The following is a 13993-nucleotide window of genomic DNA, read 5'->3' as shown; positions in this document are numbered from 1 at the left end:
TTCGTCCGTTTCCGGCGCATCGTCATGAAACACATTCCGGCCTGTGTCGAACGAGGCGCGGCAGGCGCGTTCGCGTTGCTGCGTTACGAGGAACGGCTGCGCGTCGGCGCGCGGCTGCCCGTGCCCGATGCGCTGCGTCACGCGATGCCGGCGTCCATTCGTGCTGACGCACGACGCTTGCCTTCTTTCATCGGAACACCTTATGTCGACGACTTCCGCTGACTCCGTGCCCACGCCGGCCGATGCCGGCGTATCTTTCCTGCCGCTGCTGTTCGTGAATTTCGCGATGGTGGCCGGCACCTACGCATTCGTCACGATCGCCGGGCCGATGGCGCGGCGCATGCATCTCGAGCCGCTACATGTCGGCGCGATCATCGGCATCGTCGGGCTCGTGTGGATGATCGCCGCGCCGCGCTGGGGGCGCGCGGCGGACACCCGCGGGCGGCTGCCGGCGATGCGCGCGGCGATCGGCGGCTTCGTCGCGAGTTCGCTGCTGCTGGCCGGCTACGTCGGCTGGGCGCTGCGCGACGGCGGCAGCGCCGTGCCGCCGGTATGGGCGGGCTTTGTCGCGCTGCTCGTTACGCGCGCGGCGATGGGCGGCTGCTATGCGGGGCTGCCAGTCGCGGCCATGGCGTGGATCGCGGACCGGACCCTGGCCACGGGGCGCGCGGCCGCGGTCGCACGATTCGGCGCGGCGGGCGCGATCGGAATGGTGCTCGCGCCGCCGCTCGCGGGCTGGCTGGCCGGGATCGACATGACGCTCGCGCTCGCCGTTTTCGCGCTGCTGCCGCTCGCCGGACTGGCGGGGCTGCGACGGCTGCGCGACGACGGCGCGCATGCGGCGCGGCAGGCGCCGCCCCGGCTGAAGCCGACCGATCCGCGCCTGCGCCTGCCGTGGTGCAGCGCGTTCGCGCTGTACAGCGCGGTGATGATCGCGAACAGCGTGCTCGGCTTTTACGCGATCGACCGGCTGCACGTGCGGACGGGCGACGCGTCGATGGTGGTCGGCTACGCGCTCGGCAGCGCCGGCATCGGGCTGATCGCGACGCAGTCGCTGGTCGGCCGCCTGCGTGCGGTCGCGCCGCTCCAGTGCCTGCGCTGGGGCGCGCTGGCGGGGGGCGCGGGGTTCGTGTCGGCGCTGGCCGCGGAGGCCGCGTACCCGCTGCTGCTGTGCGCGAGCTACTTCGTGGCGGCGTGCGGGTTGGGCGCCGCGTTTCCCGCAGTCGCGGCGCTCGCGAGCACGCGCGTCGAAGCGCACGAGCAGGCTGCGTGCGCGGGCGCGATGTCGATGGCGCAAGGGCTCAGCATGGTCGTCGCGCCGCTGGCCGGTACGATGCTGTACGAACTGCATCCGGCGGCGCCGTTCGTGTCGATCGGCGTGGTGCTCGCGGTCGTGTTCGTCGCGGCATGCGGCGACGGGGCACGCGCGCCGGCGGCGTGACGGTTTTCGTGAGTGCTGCGCGGATCGGTTGCCGGTTATTTGACTGTTATTCGACTGGCGCAACGACCAGCGGACAAGTGCCGACCTGCCGCAGCCGCGTGCCGGTCCATTCGTAGAAGAACCGGGCAGCCTTCGCATTGCCGTCGCCGCAATCGTCGTTGAAGCAGCCCGCGACGATCAGCAGCCTGCTGCCGGCGCGGAAAGCGACGCGTTCGTCGTCGTTGCCCATCACGCCCGCGATGGCCTGCACGCCGGGCATCGTGTACGTCTTGCCCGTGTACTTGTCGACGATCGCGAAATTTCGGCAATCCGTTCCGCAACCCCAGGTCGCGACGCGATAGTAGCCGGCAAAATTGGCCGGTTGCGTGAATGCGTCGCGAATGACGGTGCGGTACAGGCGCGCTTCCCTGGCGGTCAGCCTGGGCGACGCCGCCGGCTTGCGCGGTGCGCTTGCGGCGGGTGCCGGATAGCGGTCGAACGACGGCGACGGGCATGCCGCGGCAGCCGTTGCCGCGGGCGCGGGCGCCGCATGGGCAGTTCCGGAACCGGCAATCAGCGCGGCCGATACGCCGGCGATCAGCAGAAATCGATAGGCGAGCGCCACGCGAGCATCCTTCGGGTTCGAGGTGGGATTGGGCCGGATGGTCCGAACGACAGGCGACGACGATTCCATGACGCTTCGCGTGTGTCCGCGCAGGGGGCGGTGCTGGCGTACCTACGCTGTCAGTCAGGCCGCTACTTCCGCATCGACGAAAAGACCGTCGCGCAGAGCGGTGCCGCGGCCCGCACGCGTGCGGCTCGAAACGCAGCTCAATCGGCCAGCCGCTTGTCCGCGAGCGCCTTGCAGCAATCGTCGTACACCCATTGCACGAGTTTTGCCCGATAGTCGAGATCGTCGGTATCGACGATTTCCTCGACCGCGTCGCGTGCCCACGGCGCGTCCACGAACCCGGCGTGCCGCTTCGCGATGTCCTGCGCGAGCGCCGCGAGCTTGGCGATCGCGAGCCAGTCGGCCTGACGGTGATGGCGATCGAGCCAGCGGTGCGCGGCCTGGACCTGGAACGTGGCGTCCGGCCACGATTCGTTGAGGTAAAACGCGCCGAGATTGCCGCAGGTGAGCCAGCAAAGCAGCTCCAGGCGGTCTTGCGAGCCGAGGGTATGGGATGCGTCGGACATGGCAGCGCTCACGAAATGCGTCGATTCCGGGCGGCGCCGGTCGCAATGGGCCGGTGCCGATAATAAAAACATAGCACGATGCGGGCCCGGCCGCGCACCCGGGCGGATGCGGACACGACGGCGGTATCGCGGACGTCGGGCCGGCGTTCACGCCGACGGCGCAGCGAGGGTGCGGCAGAGGCCGGAGTCCTTTCGAACGGCTGTCAATCGTCACGCCAGTCGACCGCAACGCTCGCTAGAATGTCGGCTTTCCCGCGAAGCATGGGGCTGGAGTACCTGCTCCAGCCGCCATAAGCGCTAAAGCGCCAACTCTGCCCGACAGGAGACGGAACACGATGAAAATCTACGACCAGTTCTATATCGACGGCGCATGGCGCAAACCGGCCGGAACGGGCACGATCGACGTGATCGACTCGGGCACCGAGGCCGTGATCGGCCGGATTCCGGAGGGCATCGCCTCCGACGCGCAGGACGCGATCCGCGCGGCGCGCGCGGCCTTCGACGCGTGGGCGGCCACGCCGGCCGCGACGCGCGCGGGCTATCTGCGCAAGATCGTCGAGCGTCTGCAGGCGCGCAGCGAGGAACTCGCGCAGTCGATCACCGGCGAAGTCGGGATGCCGATCAAGCTGTCGCGCGCGATCCAGGTCGGCGGCCCGATCTACAACTGGAAGGCGTATGCGAAGCTCGCCGAGTCGTTCGAATTCGAGGCACAGGTCGGCAACTCGCTCGTGGTGCGCGAGCCGGTCGGCGTGGTCGCGGCGATCACGCCGTGGAACTACCCGCTCAACCAGGTCACGCTGAAGGTCGCGCCGGCGCTCGCGGCCGGTTGCACGGTGGTCCTGAAGCCGTCCGAAGTCGCGCCGCTCAACGCATTCATGCTCGCCGAAGCGATTCACGAAGCCGGCCTGCCGGCCGGCGTGTTCAACCTCGTGTGCGGCTACGGCCCGGTCGTCGGCGAAGTGCTGGCCACCGACCCGGACGTCGACATGGTGTCGTTCACGGGCTCGACGCGCGCCGGCAAGCGCGTGGCCGAGCTGGCGGCCGCAGGCGTCAAGCGCGTCGCGCTCGAACTGGGCGGCAAGTCGGCGTCGGTGATCCTCGACGATGCCGATTTCGCGACGGCGGTGAAGGGCACGGTCAACGCGTGCTACCTGAACGCGGGGCAGACCTGCTCGGCGCACACGCGGATGCTGGTGCCGGAAGCGCGCTACGAAGAGGCGCGCGAGATTGCGAAGGCCGTGGCCGAAACATACGTGGCGGGCGATCCGCGGCAGGACGCGACGCGCCTCGGTGCGCTCGCGTCGGCCGTGCAGCAGCAGCGGGTGCAGGCGTACATCCAGCGCGGGATCGATGAAGGCGCGGAACTCGTGACGGGCGGCACGGGCCTGCCGGAAGGGCTCGCGAAAGGTTTCTTCGTGAAGCCGACCGTGTTCGGCCGGGTCGATCCGAAATCGACGATCGCGCAGGAAGAGATCTTCGGGCCGGTGCTGTCGATCATCACGTATCGCGACGAAGACGAAGCCGTGCGGATCGCGAACGATTCGCCGTACGGGCTCGGCGGCGCGGTATGGGCCGGCAGCGACGAACGTGCGATGGGCATCGCGCGGCGCATCCGCACGGGGCAGGTCGACATCAACGGCGGCACGTGGAACGGCGCCGCGCCGTTCGGCGGCTACAAGCAGTCGGGGCACGGCCGCGAGAACGGCGTGTACGGGCTCGAAGAGTATCTCGAGTACAAGTCGATGCAGTTGAAGCCAGCGAAGCCGGCCTGAGCGTTTCGCACTGCATGAACCGGAAACGGCACGCTCGCGTGCCGTTTTTTATTGACGGCCGTCAAGGTGCGCTGCAGTGAATCGCCGATCATCGCGGTTCCGATGTTCCGACGAGGTATCCGATGACCGTACGCACTTCCTTTCCGCCGCTGACGATACGCGGCCGTACCTTGCTGCCTGTCGTGCAGGGTGGCATGGGCGTCGGCATCTCCGCGCACCGGCTGGCGGGCAGCGTCGCGCGCGAAGGCGCGGTCGGCACGATCGCGAGCATCGACCTGCGCCACCATCATGCGGACCTGCTCGCGCGTTGCCGTGCGCAGCCCGATCGCGCGACGCTAGAGGCCGCGAACCTCGACGCACTGGCGCGCGAGATCCGTCTCGCGAAGACCTACGGCGAAGGGCGCGGGATGATTGCGGTCAACGTGATGAAGGCGGTGAGCGCGCATGCGGACTACGTGCGAGTCGCGTGCGACGAGGGCGCCGATGCGGTCGTGATGGGCGCGGGCCTGCCGCTCGACCTGCCCGATCTCACGCAAGGACACGACATCGCGCTGATCCCGATCCTGTCGGACAGCCGCGGGATCGCGCTCGTGCTGAAGAAGTGGATGAAGAAGGGGCGCCTGCCCGATGCGATCGTGATCGAGCATCCGGCGCACGCGGGCGGCCACCTCGGCGTCACGCAGATCGACGACATGCACGACGCGCGCTTCGATTTCGCGCGCGTGCTCGACGAGACCGCGCAGGTGATGGCGTCGCTCGGCCTCGCGCGCGACACGATCCCGCTGATCGTTGCGGGCGGGATCAACAGTCACGACATGGTGCGTGAGGCGCTGGCGGCCGGTGCGAACGGCGTGCAGGTCGGGACGCCGTTCGCGGTGACGGAAGAGGGTGACGCGCATCCGGACTTCAAGCGCGTGCTCGCCGATGCGACGCCCGACGACATCGTCGAATTCGTCAGCGTGACGGGGCTGCCCGCGCGCGCGGTGAAGACGCCATGGCTCGATCGTTACCTGCGCAACGAGACGCGTATTCGCAACAAGCTAGGCGCATTCAAGCAGCGCTGTCCAACCGCGCTCGAATGCCTGAGCGTATGCGGCTTGCGCGACGGCATCGAGAAGTTCGGCCATTTCTGCATCGACACGCGGCTGGCGGCCGCGCTGCGCGGCGACGTCGCGAACGGCTTGTTCTTCCGCGGCCGCGAAGCGCTGCCGTTCGGCCGCGCGATCCGCAGCGTGCGCGATTTGCTCGACCTGCTGCTGACGGGCCGTGCGACCGAGCCTGCGGCAAACCGCCCCACGTTTACGCTGGCTTGACGAATATCAAGATAAGGAAAAGACCCTACGGGGAGAATGGAAACCATTCTTTGGGGGTCCGTACCATGCATAAAACGATTCGAACTTTTGTCACCGCTGCCGCCGTCGCGGCAAGCTTCGTCGCGATGCCGTCGGTGTCGCACGCGGCGTCGCCGGGCGACGGCATCAACCAGGGTGACGTCCTGGTCCGGCTGCGCGCGATCAGCATCCAGCCGAACGAGCGCGCGAGCGACACGCTCGGCGCGCTCAACGTCGGCGTGAACAACGCGATCGTGCCCGAGCTCGACTTCACGTACATGATCCGCGACTACCTCGGTGTCGAGCTGATCCTCGGCACGTCGCGGCACCAGGTGACGTCGAGCCTCGGCAACCTCGGCGGCGTGGGCGTGCTGCCGCCGACGCTGCTGCTGCAGTATCACTTCAACCATGCCGGCAAGGTGCGTCCGTACGTCGGCGCCGGGTTGAACTACACGTACTTCTACAACAACGGGCTCAACGTCGGCGGGGAAGGCGTGTCGATCAACAAGAGCAGCTTCGGGCCGGCGCTGCAGTTCGGCGTCGACGTGCAGTTGACGAAGAAGGTGTTCATGAACGTCGACGTGAAGAAGATCTGGATGAGCACCGATGCGACGCTCGGCGACAAGGGTATCGGCACGCTGCACATCGATCCGTTGATCGTCGGCGTGGGCGTCGGGATGAAGTTCTAGACGCGGCGGGAAAAGAACAGAGTTAGAACAGAGTTGGGGTTCGCGGCATGGCGGTCGTCATGCCGCTTTTTTTATGCGCGATGGATTTACAGCTTGTCGTACTGGAAGCGCATCGCAGTGCCTTCGCGCGTGATGCGCTCCCACACCGCGCGCTTTTCGTCGTCGCTCAGGAACACCCAGTTCGACACTTCGGCGGCCGTGCGGCCGCAGCCCTTGCAGACTTCGTCGAAGAGGGTCGAGCACACGCCGATGCAGGGGCTGTCGGGCAGGTCGTGGAGATTGGAGGCCATCGGAGGGTTCGCGCAGTTGAATCGTCAGCCGCCATTTTAATGCATCGTGGCCGATCGGCCCGGCGGGTGCGGCCGGCATGCGGTACCGGCGCATCGTCGTAACGTGCGGCTGGCCGGTCCGGCGCAGCCGCACGGCAACGCCTGGCCCACGGGGCGGCCAGCCACGCGTCGGTGCGCGAAGCGCGCCGCGATTTCACCGGTGAAACGCCGGCGTGCCCGGCCGTCGGGCGCGCGACCCGAGCAGCCGGCGAACACGGTTGCGCTGCTGCCCGTTTTTCCCGGTGGACAGCCGCGGATTACCCGATAGAATTCCCCTCGGAATGCCCGACCGCACGGGCGGCCTGACTGGTCGGCGGCGGTAATCTGTTCCGTTTGCGCGACACCGGCATGATTTTTTTGTGACGGAGCGCGAATGGTGGTAGTTTTCGGGGTTTTCGAGGGGCGGAGCACCAGAATGCGCCGCCGTGACGAGGCAGACGGCAGCCGGACAAACGGTTCGGCCGGAGGGAGAACGGGATGAAAGCAAAAGTAGTGGGCCGGTTCGCAGCGCTCGCGCTGTGCGTGGGTGCATCGGCGGCAGCGGCGAAGGATACGCAGCTCAATGTCTATAACTGGTCGGACTACATTGCGAAGGACACGATCCCGAACTTCGAGAAGCAGGCGGGCGTCAAGGTCCGCTACGACAACTACGACAGCGACGACACGCTGCAGGCGAAGCTGCTGACGGGCAGCTCGGGCTACGACATCGTCGTGCCGACCAGCAACTACGCGGGCAAGCAGATCGCCGCCGGCATCTTCGCGCCGCTCGACAAGTCGAAGCTGCCGAACCTCAAGTACCTCGATCCGCAACTGATGGCGCTCGTCGCGGGCGCGGATCCGGGCAACAAGTACTCGGTGCCCTGGGCGTACGGCACGACCGGTCTCGCGTACAACCTGACCAAGGCGCAGCAGGCGCTCGGCAAGGTGCCGCTCGACAACTGGGACATCCTGTTCAAGCCTGAAAACCTCTCGAAGCTGAAGACCTGCGGCGTGTCGGTGCTCGACGCGCCCGACCAGATGTTCGCGGCGACGCTGCACTACATCGGCAAGGATCCGATGAGCACGAACCCGGCCGACTACAAGGCCGCGATGGAAGTGCTGAAGAAGATCCGCCCGTACATCACGCAATTCAACTCGTCGGGCTACATCAACGACCTGGTCGGCGGCGACATCTGCTTCGCGTTCGGCTGGTCGGGCGACGTCGTGATCGCGAAGCATCGCGCGATCGAGGCGAAGAAGCCGTACAAGGTCGAGTACTACATTCCGAAGGGCGGCGCGCCGGTGTGGTTCGACGTGATGGCGATCCCGAAGGACGCGAAGAACAAGGATGCCGCGCTGCAGTGGATCAACTACATCGAGGATCCGAAGGTGCACGCGGCGATCACGAACGCGGTGTACTACCCGAGCGCCAATGCCGAGGCACGCAAGTACGTGCGGCCTGACGTCGCGAACGATCCGGCCGTCTACCCGCCGGCCGACGTCGTGAAGACGCTGTTCCTGCTCAAGCCGCTGCCGCCTGAAATCCAGCGCCTGCAGACGCGTCTGTGGACCGAGCTGAAGTCGGGCCGCTGACGCGAGCCGGCGTTCCCCCAGCAGTCATGAAGCCCCTGGTGCCCCCGGGGGCTTTGTTCGTTAAACGCAGGAGAGAAGCAGCACATCATGAATAGCCAGTCGGGTGCGCCGGTCGCGGGCGCACCGTCCTCCGTTTCCTCCTCCGGCGCCAATGCGCGCGCCGAGAACTTTGTCCAGATCGTCGACGTCGTGAAGAAATTCGGCGACACCGAAGCCGTGCGCAGCGTCAACCTGACCGTGCGCCAGGGCGAGCTGTTCGCGCTGCTCGGCAGCTCGGGCTGCGGCAAGTCGACGTTGCTGCGGATGCTCGCGGGCCTCGAGACGGTCACGTCGGGCAAGATCCTGATCGACGGCGAGGACCTTGCGCAGATGCCGCCGTACAAGCGGCCCGTGAACATGATGTTCCAGTCGTATGCGCTGTTCCCGCACATGTCGGTCGAGTCGAACGTCGCGTTCGGCTTGAAGCAGGAAGGCGTGCCGAAGGCCGAGCTGAAGGAGCGCGTGCATGCGGCGCTCGAACTCGTGCAGATGAGCAAGTACGCGAAGCGCAAGCCGCATCAGCTCTCCGGCGGCCAGCAGCAGCGCGTCGCGCTCGCGCGTTCGCTGGTCAAGCGCCCGAAGCTGCTGCTGCTCGACGAGCCGATGTCCGCGCTCGACAAGCAGATCCGCCAGCGCACGCAGATCGAGCTCGTCAACATCCTGAACAAGGTCGGCGTCACCTGCATCATGGTCACGCACGACCAGGAAGAAGCGATGACGATGGCGAACCGCCTCGCGGTGATGAGCGAAGGGCAGATCGTGCAGATCGGCTCGCCGAACGAGGTCTACGAATATCCGAACAGCCGCTTCTCGGCCGAGTTCATCGGCTCGACGAACCTGTTCGACGGCGTGACCGTCGAGGACGAACCCGACCACGTGTACATCGAATCGCCGGAGCTGCCGAGCCGGCTGTACGTGAGCCACGGGATCTCGGGCCCGCTCGGGATGCCGGTCACGGTATCGGTGCGCCCCGAGCGGATCGCGCTCACGCGCAAGCCGCCCGAAGGCGCGTTCAACTGGGCGCGCGGCAGGATCAGCAACGTCGCGTACATGGGCGGCTATTCGCTATATCACGTGAAGCTCGACGCGGGCAAGACGGTGATCGCGAACGTGTCGAGCCTCGCGATTTCGGAGCTCGACACGCCGTCGCTCGGCGACGAGATCTACGTGCGCTGGAGCGCGACCGCAGGCGTGGTGCTGACGTCATGAGCGCGTTCAAGTCCCTGCTCGAGTGGCCGGTGCGGCGCTTCAACCTGACGGGCGCGTCGGCGGTCGTCGCCGGGCCGTTCACGTGGCTCGTGCTGTTCTTCCTCGTGCCGTTCGTGCTGGTCGTCAAGATCAGCTTCGCGGAGCTGCAGCTCGGCATCCCGCCGTACACCGAGCTCGCGTCGTACGCGGACGGCGTCGTGCACGTCGCGCTGAACCTGTCGCACTACGCGTTCCTGTTCACCGACAGCCTGTATTTCGCGACCTACGTGAACTCGGTGTGGGTGGCCGCGGTCACGACGCTGCTGTGTCTGCTGATCGGCTATCCGATGGCGTACTACATCGCGCGCTCGAACCCGGCGACCCGCAACCTGCTGATGATGGGCGTGATGCTGCCGTTCTGGACGTCGTTCCTGATCCGCGTGTATGCATGGATCGGCATCCTGAAGAACAACGGGCTGCTGAACAACTTCCTGATGTGGATCGGCCTGACCCATACGCCGATCGAGTTGTACCGCACGAACTACGCGGTGTACATCGGGATGGTGTATTCGTACCTGCCGTTCCTCGTGATGCCGCTCTACGCGCACCTCGTGAAGATGGACCTGCGCCTGCTCGAAGCCGCATACGATCTCGGCGCGAAACCGTGGAAGGCGTTCGTGCAGATCACGCTGCCGCTGTCGAAGAACGGGATCATCGCGGGCTGCCTGCTCGTGTTCATCCCGGCGGTCGGCGAGTACGTGATTCCGGAACTGCTCGGCGGTGCGAACACGCTGATGATCGGTCGCGTGATGTGGAATGAGTTCTTCAACAACGCAGACTGGCCGATGGCGTCGGCGGTGACCTGCGCGATGGTGCTGCTGCTGCTCGTGCCGATGGCGATGTTCCAGCACTTCCAGGCGAAGGAGCAGGGGGGCCGCCGATGAAGCCGAATCGTTACCTGCAGTTCGCGGCGCTGTTTGCCGGCTTCGCGTTCCTGTACATCCCGATCATCAGCCTGATCGTCTATTCGTTCAACGAGTCGAAGCTCGTCACCGTGTGGTCGGGCTTTTCGTTCCGCTGGTACTCGGCGCTCGTCGAGGACGACGAACTGCTGACGGCCGCGTGGCTGTCGCTGAAGATCGGCGTGCTGACCGCGTTCGCGTCGGTGTTCATCGGCACGTGGGCCGGCTTCGTGCTCGCGCGGATGGGGCGCTTTCGCGGCTTCGCGCTGTTCAGCGGGATGATCAACGCGCCGCTCGTGATTCCCGAGGTGATCCAGGGGATCTCGCTGCTGCTGCTGTTCATCGAGCTCGCGAAGTGGATCGGCTGGCCGGCCGAGCGCGGCATCTTCACGATCTGGCTCGGCCACGTGATGCTGTGCATCTCGTATGTCGCGATCATCGTGCAGTCGCGTGTGCGCGAGCTGAATCCGTCGCTGGAAGAAGCCGCGCTCGATCTCGGCGCGACGCCGTTGAAGGTGTTCTTCACGATCACGCTGCCGCTGATCTCGCAGGCGCTGATCGCGGGCTGGCTGCTGTCGTTCACGCTGTCGATCGACGACCTCGTGCTGTCGGCGTTCCTGTCGGGCCCCGGCTCGACGACGCTGCCGCTCGTCGTGTTCTCGCGCGTGCGCCTCGGGCTGAATCCGGAGATGAACGCGCTCGCGACGCTGTTCATCGTCGCGGTGACGGCCGGCGTCGTGATCGCGAACTTCGTGATGCTGCGGCAAGAGCGCAAGCGGATGGCGGGGTTCGCGACCTGACGCGCAGGTTGCTTCCGCAACGAAAAACGCCCGGTGCCGACGACGAGTCGGGCCGGGCGTTTTGTTTGGGCGGCCTGCGTGCCGCTCGGCGCAGGTCGTCGCCGGTCAGTACGCGAAGCTCTTGCCGGGCGTCGTCCAGACCGCAGTGGCGGCCGAGCACGGTTGGAGGCTCAGCGTGCCGCCGGCGGCGGGCGCGAGGCAGCGGCCCGTCGGCTGCGACACGAGCTGTGCCGAACCGGGCGCCGTGCCGGCCTTGACGAGCCATTGCTGATCGGCCTCGCCGGCGACGCAGGTGCGCAGCAGCGTGCCGTTGCCCGCGCTCGGTGCCTGCGCGGTGAGGCAGTAGCTGTACTTGGTCTGCAGCGTGCCGTCGCCCGCGGCGACCCACAATTGCGGATTGAAGTGCGTGCCGCCGGAGGCGCGCACCGACGCGAGCGTCGGGCAGGCGCCGAGCACCGCGGCATTGCCGTCGCGCAGGCCGCCCGATGCGGTCAGGCAAGCGCCATTCGCCTTGACGAGGCCTGCGGCCGACTGCTGCGGGCCGCCGATCAGCGTCGCGACGCCGTTCGATTCGGATGCATTGGCGTAGGCGGTGGGACACGTCTTGTTGACCGTGACCGACGGGACAGGCACCGTCACCGGATTGCCGAGCCCATCGTAAGCAGCCACGCTGAATTGCGCGTTCGTATATGCAACCGACGCGCAGCTCGTGCGACTCGAATTCCAGTCGAAGTACTCGACCCACTGGCTGATCGACGAGACTGGAACCTGCGTTTGCGTCGTGCCGACGTAGATGCTGCCGATGTCGAAGCTGTCGCCGGTCGCGCCGCCCGTCACGTCGGTCACGTTGCTCTTGAACCAGCCGGGCCCCTGGCTCGTGTCCGGCGTGATGCGGAAGCGGTACGTGTGGCCGGCCTGCCACTCGTAGCGATAGCGGCATTGCGCGCCGGCGCTGCCATCCGTCGCCGAGCCGCTGACCGTGCAGTAGCTGCCGGCGCCGATGCCGGCGCTCGCGGGTGTGCCGGGTTTCGCGGCGGTGGCGCCCCACAGGCTGAACAGGAATTGCTTGCCCGTGCCTTCGCTGGCAGACACCAGTTCGGTCGACTGCAAACCCGTGTAGCCGTGCAGCGAGTTGACCTGGTTCGACCAGAACACGTTGGAGTTCGGGCCCGGGTCGGTCCGCGGCGTGATGAACAGGTCGAGGATCGCGACGCTGCGCAGCGTCGACGGAAACCACGTGTTGCTGTAAAGCCCCGGCGTCGCGCCGAGGAAGCCGTTGAGCGTCGGTGCGGTGCTGGCCGACAGTGTCGCGAGGCCAGGCGCCGTGCTGGCCGCGATGCTGAAACTGCGCGCGCCCGGTGGCGGCAGGGACGCGACGGGCGGTACGCCGAGCGTGAAGGTGAACGTGCATGCGCCGCCTGCCGGCACCGTCGCGCCGGTCAGCGCGAGCTGCGCGGTGCCGTCGCTGGCCAGCGTCCCACCGCACGCGCTCGTGAAACCGTTCGCGGTGAAACCGGCGGGCATGCCGATGGAGAGGCCGGCGGCAGCCGGTTCGGTGCCGGTGTTGGCGAGTTTCAGCGTCGCCTTGTCGGTGCCGCCGACGGACGGCGACAGGCTGGCGAGCGTCAATGTCGCCGTGTAGGCGGGCGCGGCGAGCGCAGTGAGCGGAGCGAGCATCAGCGCAGCGATTGCCGCGCGGCTGACGGACGGGACGAGCATGGCCGGACTCCTGAATAGTTATTCGTTTTCGACGCGCGACGGACGGGCGCGCGGCGGCGAGTCTAGCATGCGGTCCTGACAAATTCGCGACGGATGGGGCGCGTCGCGAGCCGGGCGCGGGATCGGTTCCGCACCCGGATGCTGAGCCGGCTTATGCGCCGAACACCGCCTTCGCCAGCATTCCGAGCGCAACGCACACGAGCACGGCCGCGAAGCCGGCCTGCACGTGTCGCGCGGCAAGGTGCCGCGATGCACCGCGGCCGGCGGCCATGCCGAGCGCGGTCGCGACGGTGAACCACAGCGTCACGTCGAGCGGCGCGCGCGTGCCCGATACGAGCGTCGCGAACACGCCGCCGGCGCCGACCAGCGCGATCACCATCAGCGACGTCGCGACGATGCCGTGCATCGACACGTTCGTGAACTTGCGCAGCATCGGCACGATCACGAAGCCGCCGCCGACGCCGAGCAGCCCCGTCATCAGGCCAGTCATCGCGCCGGTCGACGCGAGCGCGAAGCCGACCGGCCAGGACCACACGAGACGGCCCGTATCGGGATTCACGCGGCCGATGCACAGCGGCGACGCGTCCGCGTCGACGGGTGCGTGTCGCAGCGCCTGCCGCAGCAGGCGGCCGGCGACGATCAGCATCGTCAGCGCGAACAGCGCGAGCAGCAGGCGCTGCGGCAGCACGTGCGCGAGCCGCACGCCGAGCGTGGTCAGCGGCACGCCGGCCACGGCCATCAGCAGCGCGGCGCGATAGCGCACGAGCCCGCGGCGGAAGCCTTCGAGCGCGCCGAGCGCGGCACTGCCGGCCACCGCGACGAGCGCGACGGGCGTGGCCTGCTGCATCGGCCAGCTCATGCCGACGACGAGCGCGGGCACCGCGAGAATGCCGCCGCCGGCGCCGGTCAGGCCGAGCACGGCGCCGACGAAGCCGCCGAGTACGAGGGAAATCAGCATGACGTCATCGGGCTCCG

14 protein-coding genes are annotated in these 13993 nt (G+C 67.5%); 9 read left to right on the top strand and 5 right to left on the bottom strand.

Annotated features, from left to right (window positions below; genetic code table 11):
• Positions 1-24: 24 nt before the first annotated feature.
• The gene (locus MRS60_RS09435; RefSeq protein WP_243564593.1) at positions 25-222 is read left to right on the top strand and encodes a hypothetical protein; all 198 of its coding nucleotides are present in this window, start codon (positions 25-27) and stop codon (positions 220-222) included.
• Positions 203-1441 (top strand): MFS transporter, encoded by a 1239-nt coding sequence (locus MRS60_RS09430; protein WP_243564592.1) that lies wholly within the window; start codon positions 203-205, stop codon positions 1439-1441. Before MRS60_RS09435 ends, MRS60_RS09430 begins: the two co-directional genes overlap by 20 nt.
• Positions 1442-1487: 46 nt before the next feature.
• On the opposite strand, the gene MRS60_RS09425 is transcribed toward MRS60_RS09430, so the two are convergent.
• Positions 1488-2045, bottom strand: coding sequence for a hypothetical protein (locus MRS60_RS09425; protein WP_243564591.1), 558 nt, complete (start codon positions 2043-2045; stop codon positions 1488-1490).
• A gap of 206 nt (positions 2046-2251) precedes the next feature.
• Positions 2252-2617 carry a hypothetical protein gene (locus MRS60_RS09420; RefSeq protein WP_034181339.1) on the bottom strand — a complete coding sequence of 122 codons (366 nt, stop codon included), beginning with the start codon at positions 2615-2617 and terminating at the stop codon, positions 2252-2254.
• Between the two features lie 335 nt (positions 2618-2952).
• Here MRS60_RS09420 and MRS60_RS09415 point away from each other — a divergent pair, with 335 nt between their 5' ends.
• From MRS60_RS09415 to MRS60_RS09405, 3 genes are all read left to right on the top strand, one after another.
• Positions 2953-4389, top strand: a complete 1437-nt coding sequence (locus MRS60_RS09415; RefSeq protein WP_243564590.1) for an aldehyde dehydrogenase family protein — start codon at positions 2953-2955, stop codon at positions 4387-4389.
• Between the two features lie 122 nt (positions 4390-4511).
• A complete protein-coding gene (locus tag MRS60_RS09410; protein WP_243564589.1) occupies positions 4512-5702 on the top strand; it encodes an NAD(P)H-dependent flavin oxidoreductase in 1191 nt (396 codons plus the stop codon).
• A gap of 65 nt (positions 5703-5767) precedes the next feature.
• Entirely contained in the window at positions 5768-6409 is a 642-nt protein-coding gene (locus MRS60_RS09405; RefSeq protein ID WP_034181342.1) for an OmpW/AlkL family protein, read from the top strand.
• An 86-nt stretch (positions 6410-6495) separates the two neighbouring features.
• Here MRS60_RS09405 and MRS60_RS09400 read toward each other — a convergent pair whose 3' ends face one another.
• Positions 6496-6699 (bottom strand): DUF1289 domain-containing protein, encoded by a 204-nt coding sequence (locus tag MRS60_RS09400; RefSeq protein ID WP_006493160.1) that lies wholly within the window; start codon positions 6697-6699, stop codon positions 6496-6498.
• Between the two features lie 516 nt (positions 6700-7215).
• Here MRS60_RS09400 and MRS60_RS09395 point away from each other — a divergent pair.
• The 4 genes from MRS60_RS09395 (at position 7216) to MRS60_RS09380 (ending at position 11299) form a co-directional block, all read left to right on the top strand.
• Positions 7216-8310 (top strand): polyamine ABC transporter substrate-binding protein, encoded by a 1095-nt coding sequence (locus MRS60_RS09395; protein WP_034181343.1) that lies wholly within the window; start codon positions 7216-7218, stop codon positions 8308-8310.
• 87 nt (positions 8311-8397) lie between these two features.
• Complete coding sequence (locus MRS60_RS09390) at positions 8398-9558, top strand: ABC transporter ATP-binding protein (protein WP_034181344.1); 1161 nt, start codon at positions 8398-8400, stop codon at positions 9556-9558.
• A complete protein-coding gene (locus MRS60_RS09385; protein WP_034181345.1) occupies positions 9555-10481 on the top strand; it encodes an ABC transporter permease subunit in 927 nt (308 codons plus the stop codon). The genes MRS60_RS09390 and MRS60_RS09385 overlap by 4 nt, the downstream gene beginning before the upstream one ends.
• Complete coding sequence (locus MRS60_RS09380; RefSeq protein WP_034181346.1) at positions 10478-11299, top strand: ABC transporter permease subunit; 822 nt, start codon at positions 10478-10480, stop codon at positions 11297-11299. Before MRS60_RS09385 ends, MRS60_RS09380 begins: the two co-directional genes overlap by 4 nt.
• Positions 11300-11404: 105 nt before the next feature.
• Here the strand turns inward: MRS60_RS09380 and MRS60_RS09375 are convergent, their stop codons facing one another.
• Together MRS60_RS09375 and MRS60_RS09370 are read right to left on the bottom strand one after the other, a co-directional pair.
• Complete coding sequence (locus MRS60_RS09375; protein ID WP_243564588.1) at positions 11405-13018, bottom strand: RICIN domain-containing protein; 1614 nt, start codon at positions 13016-13018, stop codon at positions 11405-11407.
• 151 nt (positions 13019-13169) lie between these two features.
• The gene (locus MRS60_RS09370) at positions 13170-13976 is read right to left on the bottom strand and encodes a sulfite exporter TauE/SafE family protein (protein ID WP_243564587.1); all 807 of its coding nucleotides are present in this window, start codon (positions 13974-13976) and stop codon (positions 13170-13172) included.
• Between the last annotated feature and the right edge of the window lie 17 nt (positions 13977-13993).

It is taken from the genome of Burkholderia pyrrocinia (genome assembly GCF_022809715.1).
GTDB classification, from domain to species: Bacteria; Pseudomonadota; Gammaproteobacteria; order Burkholderiales; family Burkholderiaceae; genus Burkholderia; species Burkholderia pyrrocinia_C.
Note: the sequence above shows the minus strand (reverse complement) of the source record. Positions and strands in the feature narration are given on the sequence as shown.